Here is a 16,657-nt window from a genome sequence, read left to right as displayed (position 1 = left end):
TCTCCCCCACAAGGGGGGAGAGCCGCAGAGCGGCTGCCTTTCACACCACACCACAAGCGTCCCTTACCGTTCCGGGTGCAAGGGCGCCGTGGCATGGTTTCTCCCCCCTTGTGGGGGAGATGCCCGGCAGGGCAGAGGGGGTTATCCCAGAATTCAGTTCTTGCCCGCAAACCGGTCCGTGGCGCGGATCAGCTGGTCGAGAATGCCGGGCTCCAGATAGGCATGGCCGGCGCCTTCGATCAGGTGGAAGTCCGCCTTGGGCCAGGCCTTGTGCAGCGCCCAGGCATATTTCGCCGGGCAGGGCATGTCGTAGCGGCCGTGAATGATGACGCCCGGAATGTCCTTGAGCTTGTAGGCATCGCGCAGCAGCTGGCCTTCCTCCAGCCAGCCGGCATGGACGAAGTAATGGTTTTCGATGCGCGCAAAGGCCAGCGCATAATCCTCCTCGCCAAAACCGCCGGAATAGTCCGGGTTGGGCAGAAGCGTGATGGTTTCGCCTTCCCAGAGGCTCCAGGCCAGTGCTGCCCGCACCTGCTCTGCCCGGTCGTCGCCGGTCAGGCGGCGGCGATAGGCGGCCATCATTTCGTGGCGCTCGTCTTCGGGGATCGGGGCCTGAAAGCGCTCGAACTTGTCGGGAAACATTTCCGAGACGCCAAACTGATAATACCAGTCCAGCTCGGCTTTGGTCAGCGTATAGATGCCGCGCAGCACCAGTTCCGACACCCGTTCCGGATGGGTTTCGGCATAGGCGAGCGCCAGCGTCGAGCCCCAGGAGCCGCCGAACACCAGCCATTGCTCGACGCCCATCATCTCGCGCAGCCGTTCGATATCGGCGACCAGATGCCAGGTCGTATTGGCCTCCAGCGAGGCATTGGGCGTGGATTTGCCGCAGCCGCGCTGGTCAAACAGGATCACGTCGTAAAGGGCCGGGTCAAACAGGCGCCGCTGCGTCGGGCCGCTGCCGCCGCCCGGGCCGCCATGCAGGAAGACGGCCGGCTTTGCGCCTTTCGTGCCGACGCGCTCGAAATAGACGCGGTGACCATCGCCGACATCCAGGAAGCCGGTCTCATAGGGTTCGATCTCGGGATAGAAGGTGCGCAATTCGCTCATGTCGGTTGTCCTGCTCAGTCGTCCTTCGGCGGCCATGCCGCCGTATCGTGATCGGGGTGCTGGTGGGTCTTCCTCGCGACCGCCGCCAGCCAGTCGGCGGACACCGTCGCTGCCTCTTCGGGCAGCTCCGCCAGCGCATGAAAGAAGGAGAGGCGCGAATCCTGACCGGATTGCAAGGCCGGTTTGGCCCGTTCCGGTTCGTCCAGCGCGCCAAGCGTCACATTCAGCCCGTCGCCGTCAATTGGCTCGAAGAACAGCGGCGTGCCGCAGGCGGCGCAAAAGCCGCGCCGCACCAGGCCGGACGAGTGAAACCAGGCCGGTGTGCCGCGCGTCAGCTCAAAATCCTGGTGCGCCACGAAGCCGAGCGGCAGGGCATAATTGCCGGACGCCTTCTGGCACATGCGGCAATGGCACAGATGTGGATTGGCCGGCACGCCGCGGATGCGGTAGCGCACGGCGCCGCACTGGCAGCCGCCGGATAAATACGTGCTCATGCCTCCTCCGGTGGCCACTGGTCCGTATCGTGGTCGGGGTGCTGATAGCTTTCGATGGAGGCAAAGAAGGCCTCCATTTCGGGGCTGGTATAGGCCGGCTTTTCGAACAGATGATCGATCCACGGCAGCCGCTTGTCGTGGTTGACCTGCACCTGCGGCTCCAGCGCAGCCGGATGATCGAATGCGCCGATGGCCAGTTCCACGCCGCCGGGATGCAGATAGGCAAGCGGCGTTCCGCATTTGCTGCAGAAGCCGCGCTTCACCTTGGCAGACGAGCGATAGAGGCTCGGCTGGCCGCGAGTAAAGGTGAGATGCGCCTGGTCAGCCGTGACAAAGGCCCCGAAAAAGCCGCCGAACTGCTTCTGGCACATGCGGCAGTGGCAGATCGACGGGCGCCCGAGCTTTTCCGCCCGAAACCTTACTGCGCCGCACTGGCATCCGCCGGTAAACACGCCTGTGATGGTCATGGCTCAAGTCCCTGGTCTGGCCAATCGGCCGTGTCATGGTCGGGATGCTGGTAGGAGACGATGTCGGCAAGGTAGGGCGCCTGTTCGAGATCCTCCTCCGTCGGATGGCCGGGAAGCTCATGCAGATGATCGACAAAGGCGATTCTGCACTCGATGCCGAACTGCGTGGTGGGCGGAAAGGCCGCCGGATCGTCAAACGCACCGGCTGCCACCGCCACGCCATCCGGCGCCTCGTAGGTGAGCGGCGTGCCGCAATCCCCGCAGAAGCCGCGCGAGACGACATTGCTCGACCGGAAGATTTTTCGCGTCCCCCGCGTCCATTCAAAATCGGTGCCGCGCACCGAAACCAGCGGCGCGTAATAACCGCCAAAGGCCTTCTGGCACATGCGGCAATGACAGATCGAGGCATCCTTCAACGGGCCGCTCACCCGAAAGCGAACGGCGCCACACTGGCATCCGCCGGAATAGGTGCTGGTCATGTCGTCTCTCCTCCGTGGTTTCCCCCCTCTGTCCTGCCGGACATCTCCCCCACACGGGGGAGATTATCGTGCCGCGCCGTCCTGCTTCCATTTGCTCGGGAGAGGGCAAGGCGCTTTGTCGGTCTGTGGCAAAAGGCCATCCGCTCCGCCGGCCCGCCTCTTGGACCGCAGAAAGCCATCCACTCCGCCGATCACGCTCTTGCGTGGCAGAGGGCAAGCCGTTCTGCTGATCTCCCCCCGTGTGGGGGAGATGCCCGGCAGGGCAGAGGGGGGTATGGCGGGGCGAAACAGCCATGGCTAGCGCTTCATCTCCCAGGTCGTCACCCGCTCGCCGGTTGCCGGATCCTTGCCGTCCTTCAACTGGATGCCTTGTGCCAGCAGCTCGTCGCGGATCTTGTCGGCTTCGGCGAAGTTTTTGGCTTTGAGGAGTTCGAGGCGGGCCGCAACGGCAACCTTGACTTCATTCTCAAGAACGCGATCAACAACAGTTTGGGCCAGAAGCGTCCCAGAGTCGGTCTCTTCGTAAATTCCCAAAAACGCTAACGCGGCCCGCAATTCTCCGGCAGCAGTCGCTTGCTCCGCTCCGCTGGCCGCAGTTCTGACTGCCTTGCTGAGAGTATGAAGCACGGCGATCGCAGCCGACGTGTTCAAATCATCCATGAGCGCAGTGAGCAGAGCCTGAGGAACAGGCTGCATAGGCGCCGCAAAACATTGGCGGTGCCAATCGTAGAGCATCGTTCTTGTTTCGAACAAGCGATCGGCCGTCCAGTCGATGGGTTGCCGGTAATGCGTCATCAGCATTGCCAGTTTCAAGACATGGCCGTGCCACCGCTGCCCGCCAAATTTTTCCGTCTCCAGCAACTCGTTGATCGTGACGAAATTGCCGTCTGATTTCGACATCTTGCGGCCTTCCACCTGCACGAAGCCGTTGTGCATCCACACGCTTGCCATCACGTCCGTGTCGAAGGCGCAGCAGGATTGGGCGATTTCGTTTTCGTGGTGGGGGAAGATGAGGTCGAGCCCGCCGCCGTGGATGTCGAACTGGTGCTGGGCCGCCTTGCCCTTCGGTGACAGCCGGTCCTTGATCTCTTCCCAGAGATAGCGGTCGGCCATGGCGGAGCATTCGATATGCCAGCCGGGGCGGCCGTAGATGGCAAAGGTTTCCCCCTCGAAGGTGAATTCCGCCGCCCAGCCGGGTTCGGTGTCGGCCGATTGCTTCCACAGCACGAAATCGCCCGGGTTCGTCTTGTGGGCTTCGACCGCGACGCGCGCGCCGGCCTGCTGGTCTTCCATCCGGCGTTTCGACAATTGGCCGTAATCGGCCATGGAGGCGGTGGCAAACAGCACTTCATGGCCTTCGGAGCCCTTGGCTACATAGGCGTGACCCTGGGTCAGCAGGCGCTGGATGATGGCGATCATCTGGGCAATGTTTTCGGTCGCACGCGGTTCATGCGTCGGGGCAAGGCAGCCGAGACGCGCCACATCCGCCTTGAACTGGCTTTCGGTCGTGCCGGTGACGGCGCGGATCGCCTCGTTGAGGCTCATCGAGCCATCGGCGATGTTTTGGCCGAAATCGCGCAGCGCCCGCGCGTTGATCTTGTCGTCCACGTCGGTGATGTTGCGCACATAGGTGACGTGGTCTTCACCGTAAACATGGCGCAGCAGGCGATAGAGCACGTCGAACACGATGACCGGCCGGGCGTTGCCGATATGGGCAAAATCATAAACTGTCGGGCCGCAGACATAGAGGCGCACGTTGTCCGGGTCGATGGGCTGGAAATCCGCCTTCTCGCGGGTCAGCGTATTATAAAGCTTGAGCGTATAGCTCATCGAAATTCTCCCGAAACAGGTATGATCCGGCCGGACCGGTTCCTGTGTCTTCTTTCAATTTCGAGAGACGAGAACGGCCAGGCCAGCGGTGCGCTAGCGAATAATCTTCCCGCAGATGATGCAGAGGCCGTTTTTCATGGAAACGGTTATGGCGCGCGCGCCTGCCGCGGTCAAGGGGAGGGCAAGGCGCATTTGTTCGCGCCGGGGCTTGCGCGTGAAATATTCGTTCAGCCGCGCTCCACACGGTTCAGGGCTGCAGCGGGATCTTGTCCTTGGCCGGCAGAAGGCCGAGCACCAGCGCACAGCCGGCGATGATGACGGCGCCGCCCGCCAGCTGCACGAGCGTCAGCGGCTCGTCAAGGACAAGCGCGCCGACGAGCACCGCAACCACGGTGACGGCAAATTCGACGCTGATCGCCCGCGTCGCGCCGATGCTCGCCACAAGCCCGAAATAGAGCACGTAGGTGAGCGAACTCATGAGGCCGGCAAGCGCCACCAGATAGAGATAATCGATCGGCTGCGGCGCAACCGGCACCGGCACGACCCAGATCAGCGGCAGCGCGATGACGCCGCCCGCCAGAAACGCCCCGATGGTCACTTCCCAGGGGCCGGTATCTTTGAGGAATCGGCTGGCATAATTGCTGCCGAAGGCGGCGCAGAAGGTGGAAAACACCATGGCCAGACAGCCGAGCACGAACGCGAAGGTGACAGGCACGGCCGGAAAACCGACCAGCATGACGATGCCGAGCGTGCCGAGCAACAGGCCCGCGACCCTGACCGGCGTGATCCGCTCCAGCCCCCAGACCTGCGCGATCACCATCGAAAACAGCGGAATGGAGGCGACGAAAATCGCCGCCATTGCCGTGCCGATCAAGGGGGTCGCGTAGGAAAGGCCGATCAGCTGGCCGGCAACCGTGGTGGCGCCCACCACGGCAAGCGGCACCCAGCTTGCGGGAAAGGAAAGCTTTCGCCCGGTGCTGCGGGCCAGCACCAGAAGGATGGCAGCGGCGATGAAGCAGCGAAACGTCACGGCCCCCACCCAGCCGAAGGCTGCCACCACCTTCAGGAGCAGCAGGAAGGAAAGGCCCCAGGCGAGAGCCAGAAACAGATAGGCGGCAATGTCACGGGGGCGCATGCGGGAAAATCCGCTGGAGTGAGGAGGCGACGAGGACTGCTGGCAAAACTATTCCGGCAGTCGGTAATCACGGAATGTATTGTCGCGCACGACAAAAAGCCGGCCGGTTTCCGTCATCTCGGGTGCGCAGAGCGGCAGGAGTTTCTCGGCGACCTCCGACGGGTGCGGCAGCGTTGCCGGGTCTTCGCCGGGCATGGCCTGGGCGCGCATGGCGGTGCGGGTGGCACCCGGATTGACGTTGATGACGCGCAGTTTCGACTTCTGCGTTTCGGCAGCCCAGGTGCGGCCGAGCATTTCGACGGCCGCCTTGGAGGCGGCATAGGCGCCCCAGAAGGGACGCGCATCATTGGCAACGCCCGATGACAGGATCAGCGCGCGGCCGGCATCCGATTGCAGAAGCAGCGGCTCGACGGAACGGATCAGCCGCCAGGTGGCCGTCACATTGGTCAGCATCACCTTGTCGAAGACCTTTGCCTCGATATGGCCGACCGGCGAGATGACGCCGAGAATGCCGGCATTGGCGACCAGGATATCGAGCTTGCCCCAGCGCTCGTGGATCGAGGCGCCCAGCCGGTCGATGGCGGCCATGTCGGTCAAATCGAACGGAACGAGGGTCGCCGTGCCGCCTGCCGCCTGAATGGCATCGTCCAGTTCTTCGAGCCCGCCCACCGTGCGCGCACAGGCAATCACATGCGCGCCGGCCTTTGCAAGCGAAAGTGCCGTGAAATAGCCGATGCCGCGCGAGGCGCCAGTGACCAGCGCGATGCGTCCCTTGAGATCAATCGTCATTACCCGTCCCGTACCGTCCTGTCCGGCGAAGGTGTTTGCCTTCGCCGGTCCTCCTCAACCGTTGCTGGCGAGAACCGAGACCTTCCGTCCCATCGGTTCGCCATGCTTGTCAAGCAGGCGCGTCGGATAGTCGCCGGTGAAGTAATGGTCGGTGAACTGCGGGCGGGCCGGGTTGCGGGCTTCGCCGCCAACGGCGCGGTAGAGCCCGTCGATGGTGAGGAAGGACAAGGAATCGGCGCCGATATAGCGGCACATGGCTTCTGCGCCGTCATACTGGTTGGCGAGCAGCTTGTCGGCGTCAGGCGTGTCGATGCCGTAGAAATCCGGATAGAAGATCATCGGCGAGGCGACACGCAGATGCACTTCCTTGGCGCCGGCGTCGCGGATCATCTGCACGATCTTCAGCGAGGTCGTGCCGCGCACGATCGAATCATCCACCAGAACGACGCGCTTGCCTTCGATCATGGCGCGGTTGGCCGAGTGCTTCAGCTTCACGCCGAAGGCGCGGATCTGCTGCGTCGGCTCGATGAAGGTGCGCCCGACATAGTGATTGCGGATAATGCCATATTCGAAGGGAATGCCGCTTTCCTGGGCGTAGCCGAGCGCTGCCGGCGTGCCGCCATCGGGCACCGGCACGACCACATCGGCTTCCACCGGCGATTCCTTCGCCAGATTGATGCCCATGTTCTTGCGCGCCACATAGACGCTGCGGCCGCCGACGACGGAATCGGGACGTGCGAAATAGACATATTCGAACAGGCAGAGCCGTTCCGGCTGCATGTTGGTGGACTTGCGCGATTCGATCTCGATGGAGCCATCCGGCTGGATCTCGCAGATGATGACTTCGCCGTTTTCCACGTCGCGGATGAACTTTGCGCCGATGATGTCGAGCGCGCAGGTTTCCGAACAGAAGATCGGCTTGCCGTCGAGTTCACCCATCACCAGCGGGCGGATGCCGGTGGGATCGCGTGCGGCAATCAGCTTGGTGCGGGTGATGCCGAGCATCGAATAACCGCCTTCCATCTGGCGGATGGCATCGATGAAGCGGTCCGTCGTGGAGGCGTAGCGCGAGCGGGCGATAAGGTGCAGCACCACTTCCGTATCGGAGGTGGACTGGCAGATGGCGCCACCGGCAATCAGCTGGCGGCGCAGCGTCAGGCCATTGGTGAAATTGCCGTTATGGGCAACGGCAATGCCGCCGACTTCCAGTTCGGCAAACAGCGGCTGCACGTTACGCAGCGCCACTTCGCCGGTCGTCGAATAGCGCGTGTGGCCGATCGCCATGGCGCCGGGCAGTTTTGCCAGCGTCACCGGGTTGGTATAGTGATCGCCGACCAGTCCCATATGCTTTTCGGTATGAAACTGCGTACCGTCGAAAGACACGATGCCGGCGGCTTCCTGGCCACGGTGCTGGAGCGCATGCAGGCCAAGCGCCGTCAGCGTTGCCGCATCGGGATGGCCGAGAATGCCGAATACGCCGCATTCCTCATGCAGGGTATCACCATCCAGATCGAGAAAAACATCATGGGCAACCGGCTGATTCATGTCTGCAGGTCCTTGGGGCTGGTTCGGAACGGGGTGTGTCGCGAATATGGGTGTTGTCGGTTGAAACGGAAAGAGGCCGGCGGGGAGCGCTATCGCTTCATCCTCTCATCCGGCCTTCTTAAGCTGCGCTATATCACAAGCGACGATGCTTGGCTTCCCTTAGAACGGTAACAAAGCGTCAATTATTTGGCGTCGTGGTTGCCGGAGCGTCATCAGAGGGCGTCTGTTCGGCGCCCGGCGCCTGCACCTTGTCGCCACGCCCCAGAATGCGGGCGCGGATCTGCGGCTCCATATCGGTCGGAAGCACGGCTTCCAGACGCCCGACGAGGCCATCGAGGAAGGGCTTTGATTTCGCCTGGGTGATCCAGGCCGGCTGCGAGCGCGCATCCACCAGCCAGTTCCAGAAGGCAACGGCAACGACCAGAAGCAGGATGCCGCGGGCAGCTCCGAACAGAAAACCGAGCGTGCGATCCAGCGCCCCGATGCGGCTGTCGATGATGAAATCTGCAATGCGGCTGGTGATGAAGGTGATGATGATGAGCGCGATGAGGAAGATCACGCCGGCCGAACCGGCAAGCGCGATGCGGTCATCGGTCGTGTAGTTCTTGGCATAGGGCAGAAGCAGCGGATGCAGGTAATAGGCCGCGGCGATCGCGCCTGCCCAGCTGGCAATCGACAGCACCTCGCGGGAGAAGCCGCGCACCATGGCGAGTACTGCCGAAAACAGGGTGACGCCGATGACAATGCCGTCGAAAATCGTGATGGGCATAAATGGTCTACTCCAAGACGGACCCGGCCTTCCGGCCAAGGGGTACACGGGTGGCTGCACGGGGGCAAGGCCATGGCTGCGGCCCGCCGTTGCGGCTCCTCTTACAACAGCGCGCCCGCCGGTGGAAGATCAATCCTCCTCCGGCTGCTTCCCCAGGTTCTTAGCAGAACCGGCTATTTTTACGACGAGATCCGGCAGCCCCTCGATCTCGCCCCAGCGGCTCTTGCTGCCCTTGGGCAGTTCGGCCGAGGATGCGGGCAGGACGGCCGAGGAGAAGCCGAGCTTTTCTGCCTCCTTCAGCCGCTGCGCCGTCTGCGACACGGGCCGCACCGCACCCGACAGGCTCACTTCGCCGAAATAGACGCATTCGGCCGGAAGCGGCGTATTGGCAAGCGAGGAGACGAGAGCGGCCGCGACCGCGAGGTCGGCGGCCGGTTCGGTAATCCTGTAGCCACCGGCGACGTTCAGGTAGACGTCGTGCTGGCCAAGCCGGACGCCGCAATGGGCTTCCAGAACCGCGAGGATCATCGACAGGCGCGAGGAATCCCAGCCGACGACGGCGCGCCGCGCCGTACCGAGCGAGGTCGGCGCCACCAGCGCCTGTACCTCCACCAGAACCGGCCGCGTGCCCTCCATGCCGGCAAAGACGGCAGCCCCCGGCGCCTTGGAATTGCGCTCGCCCAGAAACAGTTCCGACGGGTTCGACACTTCGCGAAGACCGATATCCGACATTTCGAACACGCCGATCTCGTCGGTCGGGCCAAAGCGGTTCTTCACTGTGCGCAGGATGCGGTAGTGATGGCCGCGGTCGCCTTCGAAATAAAGAACCGCGTCCACCATGTGCTCCACGACGCGCGGACCGGCGATCTGGCCTTCCTTCGTCACATGCCCGACCAGCACCATGGCCGCCCCCGTCTGCTTGGCAAAGCGGATCATCGCCTGCACGCCGGTGCGCACCTGGGTGACCGTTCCCGGCGCCGAATCGGCGGTATCGCTCCACAGCGTCTGGATGGAATCGATGATCACGAGGTCCGGCCGCTTGCCTTCGCCGATGGTGGCCAGAATATCCTCGACATTGGTTTCGGCCGCCAGCAGCACGTCGGTGGAGGCAGCCCCCAGCCGCTGTGCGCGAAGGCGCACCTGGGCGACGGCCTCTTCACCCGAGACATAGATGATGCGATGTCCGCGACGCGAGAGGGCCGCGGCCGCCTGCATCAGAAGCGTCGACTTGCCGATGCCCGGATCGCCGCCCACCAGCACGGCCGACCCGCGCACGAAGCCGCCGCCGGTTGCCCGGTCGAGTTCGCCAATGCCCGTAAAGATGCGCGGCGCTTCCTCGGTCTCGCCCGACAGCGTGGTGAGGGTGACCGCACGCCCCTTCTTCGGCACCTTGCCGGGGCCAGAGCCGATACCGCCCATCGGGTCTTCCTCGACGATGGTATTCCACTCGCCGCAGCCATCGCACTTGCCCGCCCAGCGGGAATGCACCGTGCCGCAGTTCTGGCAGACGAATTGGGTTTTGGGCTTTGCCATGAAATGTCAGTCTTCTTGTTGTTCTTGCGGAAATAGATCGGAGGACAGCTGCTGGTGGCCGTGCAGGACGCGAAGGATAATCACCGTCTCCGGCGTGGTGCGGAAGTAGATGCAGCGTTTGCGAAAGGGAAGCGCCTTCAGCCCGGGTCGAAGATCATCACGCGGAACCCCGGGAAAGCCGCTTTCCGCAATCCAGGCAATCTTGTGCGTAATCTGTCTGACGAAGCGTGTGGCGGCCACCACGTCGTCCTCGCCGATGTAGAGAAAGATGTCGAGGAGGTCCTGATCGGCCAGCGGGGTGTAGATCAGCGCCTTCTGTTTAATTGCCGCATCCCCCGTTCGATGATCGAGTCGGCCAAGGCATCGGCACTTTCAAACGCAATCGTCTCGCCTGAGGCAACCTGGGCGTCGGCGGCATCGATCATCTGGCGCAGCTGTTCTTCGTCTTGATCCAGCAAGCGCAGGCCGGCGCGCACCACGTCCTCGGCGCTTTTGTAGACGCCGCTGCGCAGCTTGGCCTCGATGAAGGCGCGGTCTTCGTCGGAAAGCTGGATCTCGGTCATTTCGATCTCCTTTTGTTCTCTTTATAGCGCGGCCGCAGGCCGCTGACCAGAGGCAATTCAAGTCTCAGATCTTTCCGTCGAGATAACGTCGCTCGTAGCGCAGCCCCAAGGAGGTCAAAAGTTCGTAGCCGATGGTGCCGCCGGCGCGCGCCACCTCGTCCAGCGCCATGTTGTGTCCGAAGAGTTCGATATAGTCGCCGGCCGCGATGGCGCCCTGCGGCAGGTCAGTCACGTCGAAAATGGTAAGGTCCATGGTGATGCGGCCAACGACCGGCACGCGGTGGCCGGCGATGAAGCCGAAAGCCCCGGTTTTGACGCTGTCGCGCAGGGCGATGCCGCCGCCGGAGAGATTGCGCAGGTAACCATCGGCATAACCGACGCTTGCCACCGCAAGACGGCTGTCGCGAGCGAGGCGGTGCGCACCGCCGTAGCTTACCGTTTCACCGGCGCTTGCGGTGCGGATCTGCAGGATGCGGGCTTCGGCGGTTGCCACGGGCCGCATCGGGTTTGCTACGCTGTTCACGGCCTCGCCGCCGTAAAGGGCAATGCCCGGACGGGTGAGATCGAAATGGTAGTCTGCCCCAAGCGCAATGCCGGCAGAGGCCGAGAGACTGGCCTCGACGCCTTCAAACGCGGTGCTCACCTCTCGGAACCGCTGCAATTGCACCCGGTTGGCCTCGGCCGAGGGTGTATCGCCGCTGTGAAGATGGGAGAGCACCAGAACGGGCGAGAAACTGGCCGGGCGCGACACGTCCTCAGCCAATTCCATCGCTTCTTCCACCGAAAGCCCCAGCCGGTTGAAGCCGGTATCCACCTGCAGCGCGCAAGGGTGGTCACCGCGCTCGGCAAGGACCGACATCCAGAAGGCCAACTGCTCTTCCGAAGCAAGGACGGGCACCAGATCGTTGTCGAAGAAATGCTCTTCCTGGCCCGGCCAGATGCCGGAGAGCACGAAAATCCGGGCCTCCGGCGCATAGGCGCGAAGCGTTGCCCCCTCGCTTGCCGCGGCCACGAAGAAGTCGCGGGCACCGGCATGGTAGAGGCTTGCCCCGCAGTCCTCGATGCCGAGCCCATAGGCATCGGCCTTGACGACGGCGCCGGCCCGCGCCCGTCCCGAGAGACGCGAAAGATCGCGCCAGTTGTCGCAGAGTGCCGCCAGATCGACCGTCAGCCTCAGCGGCGCGACATCGAAATCATCGGCCTCGTCGATGAGGGCAGCCATCGCATCGGTCTCGTCAAAATCGGCGTCGTCAAATTCGCTCATGGCCTGGCATTATCCGTCTGGTCAGTCTGGCGCCCTTTTCGGGCAATGGCTTAAGGCTATCACTTTTGTTGAAGACGGTCATGACGAAGCGGGAGAAACTGTGTCTATGCACAAGGTTTCTGAGCGGCAGGCCGCTGAAGAGGCCCGGCCACGGACCGGGCCCGCTTCTGGCGCGATCGGCGCTTCGGCCATCTGGAATGCCTTGCCGCATCCATCATTCCGCATGCCGTGCTGACAGTGGTGGTGGCAGCCAGTGCGTTTGCCGCAGGCATGGCGAAACCCTGGCCTGCGCCGTTGAGGCGCTTGCTGCCCTGCGCAGGCCGGGTCCTTATGGCCTGATTGCAAGATCTGGCGCCCGCCTGTTTTCAAAGTTGTAAGGCCGCTTATGCCCTTCTGCGGGGGCAGGGCGCCGTTTGCCCTGCAGGGATCCTGTCCGCCGCCGGGCTCACGCGGCCGGCAGGCCTGTTGTTTCCGTTCCGTGAGAGATGTTTGCCGATGAAACGCCTTATTCCCCTTGTTCCCCTCTTCGCCCTGTTGGCCGCTTGCTCGACGGGCTCGAGCCTGGACAGCCTGCGCAATGATCCGGCCACGTTGAAGGCGGTTCACACCTTTCCCGACAGTTATGAGGTCGTCTATGCGCGCATCGCCAAGCAGGGCCTTCTCTGCCATGTCGCCTCAGGCACGCTCTATCCCGAGCAGGCGTATGGGCAAGTGGACCTGATCAACACCTTCGGCATTGCGCCCAAGTACACCTTCTCCGCCAGAATCGAAAAGGCGGGCACGGGTTCGAAGGTCACGATCTACAGCGGCAACAACTGGGTCAAGCAGGCCTATATCGACAACATCATCGGCTGGGCCTCCGGCTCCACGAAGTGCAAGGCCGGCTAAGCGCTGGCACGGCTTGCAGCGTCAGACGCGCGTCTGCCGTTCGCTTCTTATGAAAACGCCCCGCTTTTCGGCGGGGCATTTCTGGCAACTAATGCTCTTCGTACTGGGTGAAGCTCGGATCGGCGAGATCGGCAAAGCGGGTGTATTCCGACTGGAAGGCGAGCTTGACGGTGCCGGTCGGTCCGTGACGCTGCTTGGCGATGATCACGTCGGCCGTGCCCTTCACCTTGTCCATCAGCGCTTCCCATTCCGGATATTTCGGGTCGTTGATGTCGCGCGGCTCGAGGTTCTTGACGTAATATTCCTCGCGGAACACGAAGAGCACCACGTCGGCGTCCTGCTCGATCGAGCCCGATTCGCGAAGGTCGGAGAGCTGGGGACGCTTGTCCTCGCGGTTTTCCACCTGACGCGACAGCTGCGAGAGCGCGATGATCGGAACGTTCAACTCCTTGCCAAGCGCCTTGAGGCCCGTCGTGATCTGGGTCACTTCCTGCACGCGGTTTTCGCCGGATTTGCCCGAACCCGTCATCAGCTGGATATAGTCCACCACCAGGCAATCGAGGCCGCGCTGGCGCTTCAGGCGGCGCGCGCGCGCAGAAAGCTGCGCAATCGAGATACCACCGGTCTGGTCGATATAGAGCGGCACCTTCTGCATCATCTGGCTGCAGGCGACGAGCTTTTCGAAATCGGCTTCGGTAATGTCACCGCGGCGGATTTTTGACGAGGAGACTTCCGTCTGCTCGGAAATGATACGGGTTGCCAGCTGCTCGCAGGACATTTCGAGCGAGTAGAAGCCGACGACGCCGCCATTCTTGGCCTTGAACGATCCGTCCGGCAGCACCTCCGGCTCGTAGGCCGCGGCGATGTTATAGGCGATATTGGTGGCAAGCGAGGTCTTGCCCATGCCCGGGCGTCCCGCCAGTACGATCAAGTCGGAGCGCTGCAGCCCGCCCATCTTGCCGTCGAGCGACATGATGCCGGTGGAAATGCCCGACAGGTGGCCGTCGCGCTCGAAGGCCTGGCCGGCCATGTCGATCGCCTGCGCCACCGCATCGGAAAAGGCCTGGAAGCCGCCGTCGTAGCGGCCGGTTTCGGCAAGCTCGAACAGCCGCCGCTCGGTATCCTCGATCTGCGTCTGCGGCGGCATGTCGAGCGGCGCATCATAGGCGATGTTGACCATGTCCTCGCCGATGGTGATCAGCGCCCGGCGCAGCGCCAGATCGTAGATCGCCCGGCCATAGTCTTCGGCATTGATGATGGTGACGGCATCGCCGGCGAGGCGCCCGAGATATTGCGCAAGCGTCAGATCGCCGACCTTTGTGTCGGCCGGCAGGAAGGTCTTGATCGTCACCGGATGGGCGATCTTGCCCATGCGGATGATGTCGCCGGCCACCTCGAAGATGCGACGGTGCAGCGGCTCGTGGAAATGCACGGGCTTCAGGAAGTCCGACACCCGGTAATAGGCGTCGTTGTTGACGAGGATCGCACCCAGAAGAGCCTGCTCCGCCTCGAGATTGTTCGGGGCTTCGCGGTAATGCGGCTCTGCCGGCGCGGCATTGCCAAGCTTGCGCGCTACTTCATTCATCGAGATCTTCCATTTCATCGGTTGCCGGCGGCACCCTAGACCCAGAGGCCGAGGCGGGATACGTCCCGATCCTCTACCCACAGGGATTCACAGGCCATCCACGGCATTATTGGCATCCTGCACGATTCCGTTTGACTGTTGTCAGAGCCCGCGAATCGGCTGAGGCTGAGCGATTATTTATACCAAGTGTCGGTGATAGGAACCTATAGGATGGGTCACGACCGGTTTCTGGCTAGGCACGGTGCGCAGCGCGATGCTGTCGCATCGGGCAAGCGCCGCAACGACGGCAGGGACCGGTCGTGACCCACCGTCGGCAGGCTTATCGAGCCTTCTGGCGTTGTCGAGGTTCTTGACCGATGCGAAAGCATCGCTCTGCAAACCCTCCTAGCCAGAAAACTCGATAAGCCTGTCCTATAGGTTTGTATCATCGACACTTGGTATTATACATCGCCCACAAAAAAAACGCCCGGAGAAAACTCCGGGCGCCCGATCCGGCCTAAGAGGCCAGGTCTTATTCGTCGTCGCCGTCCAGGTCGGCTTCCGGATCGAAGAAGTCTTCCGGACGCAGAGCGTCTTCGTCAACGCCGTAGATGGCATCAGCGGAGGTGAGGCTTTCGCCCTTCAGCTGGCGCTCGGCTTCTTCGGCCGAACGGGCAACGTTCAGCTCGACGGAGATTTCGACTTCGGCATGCAGGTGCAGAACAACCTTGTGCAGGCCGATGGCCTTGATCGGGTTGTTGAGGTCGACCTGGTTGCGGCCGATGTTGAAGCCTTCGGCAGCCAGAACGTCGACGACGTCACGGGCGGCAACCGAACCGTAGAGCTGGCCAGTTTCGCCGGCAGCGCGCACGACGATGAAGGACTTGCCGTCGAGAACGTCGGCCACCTTCTGGGCTTCCGACTTGCGTTCCAGGTTGCGGGCTTCGAGCGTCGAACGCTCGGCTTCGAAACGGGCCTTGTTGGCAGCGTTCGAGCGCAGAGCCTTGCCGAGCGGCAGCAGGTAGTTACGGGCGTAGCCATCGCGAACCTTGACGGTTTCGCCCATCTGGCCAAGCTTGGCGATGCGTTCAAGAAGAATGACGTCCATTTTGGTATCCTTTCGGTGTCAATCGGTGTGTTGGTGTGTGGTCTGTCCTGAGAGGGGGCGGTGCCTGTCCTGTCAGGGAAGCGGTTTGTCCGGATTGCGCGTCGGCGTCAGCGCAATCGTGCGGCGGGTATCGGAAAGGCCAACAAAAAGAATGGCCAGAAGCGGAAACAGCAGCATCGTCGACAGGTAGACGAGGATGAGGCCCGGCACGCGCCAGTCCTTGCCCTTCAGGCGAAAATGCAGGCCGGCGAAACCGGCCATCAGAAAGCCCGCGCCGAAGGTGCCGCAGATGGTGGCGCCGATCATTGCGGGCACGCCGCCCACAAAGGTCAGGACGATGCCGGCGAGGAAAACGAAGATGGCATTGCGGTTCATGCGCAGCGCAGACGGCATGTCCTCGCGCGGGCGCAGTGCCCGGCCGCTGCGCGACACGATGCGCACGGCAAAATAGAAGGCGGCAAACAGCATCAGCACCCAGATGCCGCCCTGGATCAGCGGCAGCATCAGCACGATCATCGATTTCGTTTGCGCCAGCGCTGCGGCATCCGGCACCAGATCGGCGTTCTGCTGGTTGAAGTTTTCCACCATGGCATCGACCATGCGATTGGTGAGCTCCGGGCCGTAGCCGATGACGGCGCCCAGGATGATGACGGCGACGGTGACGAGGCCGCAGAGGTGCAGGAGGATGTCGGAGATCGGGTACCAGGCGACGAGATCGTCGGGGCCGCCGAGTTCGGAGGCCGGGCGCGCAAGATTTGCCAGATGCGACAGCCAGCCGGCCGGGATCAGCGTGAAGATCGCCATGGCGAGCGCAAAGAGCGGCGAAATCAGCAGCGCGCCGATCAAGGCAGCCGTCAGGATCGCGATGATGGCGGTGCGGTTGCCCCAGCCAAGGCCGGCGACGAGAACGGGAAGGGCGGAGGAGGCGTAGAGCACGGAGGCAAAGGACGGCTGCGCATTGGCGCCCAGCACAAGCAGGGCGGCGGCAATGCCGGCAAGGATGCCGGTGGTCAGCACTGTCTGGTTCAATCCGGTCACGTCTCGCTGTCCTGCTGTCGAGCAGTTAGGGGAGAGGCCTTTTAGCCGGTCATCCCCAACATGGGTTTTCTAGAAGGGTTC

At 62.9% G+C, this 16,657-nt stretch carries 17 protein-coding genes; 1 reads left to right on the top strand and 16 read right to left on the bottom strand.

Features of this window, described 5'->3' with window-relative positions:
- Positions 1-153: 153 nt before the first annotated feature.
- The 13 genes from pip to alr all read right to left on the bottom strand — a co-directional run bounded on the left by pip (position 154) and on the right by alr (position 11,936).
- Positions 154-1,110: a prolyl aminopeptidase gene (gene pip, locus J2858_RS01570; protein WP_210102999.1), complete on the bottom strand. Its 957-nt coding sequence runs from the start codon at positions 1,108-1,110 to the stop codon at positions 154-156.
- A 14-nt stretch (positions 1,111-1,124) separates the two neighbouring features.
- Positions 1,125-1,604, bottom strand: coding sequence for a GFA family protein (locus tag J2858_RS01565; protein ID WP_210102998.1), 480 nt, complete (start codon positions 1,602-1,604; stop codon positions 1,125-1,127).
- Positions 1,601-2,071, bottom strand: a complete 471-nt coding sequence (locus J2858_RS01560) for a GFA family protein (RefSeq protein ID WP_210102997.1) — start codon at positions 2,069-2,071, stop codon at positions 1,601-1,603. Before J2858_RS01560 ends, J2858_RS01565 begins: the two co-directional genes overlap by 4 nt.
- Complete coding sequence (locus tag J2858_RS01555) at positions 2,068-2,550, bottom strand: GFA family protein (protein ID WP_210102996.1); 483 nt, start codon at positions 2,548-2,550, stop codon at positions 2,068-2,070. The genes J2858_RS01560 and J2858_RS01555 overlap by 4 nt, the downstream gene beginning before the upstream one ends.
- 297 nt (positions 2,551-2,847) lie before the next feature.
- Positions 2,848-4,386 carry a cysteine--tRNA ligase gene (gene cysS, locus J2858_RS01550; protein ID WP_432443267.1) on the bottom strand — a complete coding sequence of 513 codons (1,539 nt, stop codon included), beginning with the start codon at positions 4,384-4,386 and terminating at the stop codon, positions 2,848-2,850.
- A 241-nt stretch (positions 4,387-4,627) separates the two neighbouring features.
- Positions 4,628-5,515 (bottom strand): DMT family transporter, encoded by an 888-nt coding sequence (locus tag J2858_RS01545; RefSeq protein WP_210102994.1) that lies wholly within the window; start codon positions 5,513-5,515, stop codon positions 4,628-4,630.
- Positions 5,516-5,563: 48 nt separating this feature from the next.
- Positions 5,564-6,304 carry an SDR family NAD(P)-dependent oxidoreductase gene (locus J2858_RS01540; protein ID WP_210102993.1) on the bottom strand — a complete coding sequence of 247 codons (741 nt, stop codon included), beginning with the start codon at positions 6,302-6,304 and terminating at the stop codon, positions 5,564-5,566.
- A 54-nt stretch (positions 6,305-6,358) separates the two neighbouring features.
- A complete protein-coding gene (gene purF, locus J2858_RS01535; RefSeq protein ID WP_210102992.1) occupies positions 6,359-7,849 on the bottom strand; it encodes an amidophosphoribosyltransferase in 1,491 nt (496 codons plus the stop codon).
- A gap of 178 nt (positions 7,850-8,027) precedes the next feature.
- The gene (locus J2858_RS01530; RefSeq protein ID WP_210102991.1) at positions 8,028-8,618 is read right to left on the bottom strand and encodes a CvpA family protein; all 591 of its coding nucleotides are present in this window, start codon (positions 8,616-8,618) and stop codon (positions 8,028-8,030) included.
- A gap of 129 nt (positions 8,619-8,747) precedes the next feature.
- Complete coding sequence (radA, locus tag J2858_RS01525) at positions 8,748-10,151, bottom strand: DNA repair protein RadA (protein ID WP_210102990.1); 1,404 nt, start codon at positions 10,149-10,151, stop codon at positions 8,748-8,750.
- A gap of 6 nt (positions 10,152-10,157) precedes the next feature.
- Positions 10,158-10,409 (bottom strand): type II toxin-antitoxin system RelE/ParE family toxin, encoded by a 252-nt coding sequence (locus tag J2858_RS01520; RefSeq protein WP_348635452.1) that lies wholly within the window; start codon positions 10,407-10,409, stop codon positions 10,158-10,160.
- Positions 10,410-10,456: 47 nt separating this feature from the next.
- Positions 10,457-10,714, bottom strand: coding sequence for a type II toxin-antitoxin system ParD family antitoxin (locus J2858_RS01515; RefSeq protein WP_210102989.1), 258 nt, complete (start codon positions 10,712-10,714; stop codon positions 10,457-10,459).
- Between the two features lie 64 nt (positions 10,715-10,778).
- Complete coding sequence (gene alr, locus J2858_RS01510) at positions 10,779-11,936, bottom strand: alanine racemase (RefSeq protein ID WP_210104078.1); 1,158 nt, start codon at positions 11,934-11,936, stop codon at positions 10,779-10,781.
- A gap of 537 nt (positions 11,937-12,473) precedes the next feature.
- Between alr and J2858_RS01505 the strand changes: the two genes are divergently transcribed.
- Complete coding sequence (locus tag J2858_RS01505) at positions 12,474-12,866, top strand: hypothetical protein (RefSeq protein WP_210102988.1); 393 nt, start codon at positions 12,474-12,476, stop codon at positions 12,864-12,866.
- 88 nt (positions 12,867-12,954) lie between these two features.
- Here J2858_RS01505 and J2858_RS01500 read toward each other — a convergent pair whose 3' ends face one another.
- The 3 genes from J2858_RS01500 to J2858_RS01490 form a co-directional block, all read right to left on the bottom strand.
- Complete coding sequence (locus tag J2858_RS01500) at positions 12,955-14,451, bottom strand: replicative DNA helicase (RefSeq protein WP_210102987.1); 1,497 nt, start codon at positions 14,449-14,451, stop codon at positions 12,955-12,957.
- 511 nt (positions 14,452-14,962) lie between these two features.
- Entirely contained in the window at positions 14,963-15,538 is a 576-nt protein-coding gene (rplI, locus tag J2858_RS01495) for a 50S ribosomal protein L9 (RefSeq protein WP_210102986.1), read from the bottom strand.
- Between the two features lie 72 nt (positions 15,539-15,610).
- Entirely contained in the window at positions 15,611-16,576 is a 966-nt protein-coding gene (locus J2858_RS01490; RefSeq protein ID WP_210102985.1) for a DUF2232 domain-containing protein, read from the bottom strand.
- Positions 16,577-16,657 lie beyond the last annotated feature (81 nt).

The organism is Neorhizobium galegae (assembly GCF_017877135.1).
In the GTDB taxonomy this organism is placed as follows: Bacteria; Pseudomonadota; Alphaproteobacteria; order Rhizobiales; family Rhizobiaceae; genus Neorhizobium; species Neorhizobium galegae_A.
The sequence above is the reverse complement of the archived record's forward strand: the minus strand, read 5'-3'. Positions and strand labels throughout refer to the sequence as shown.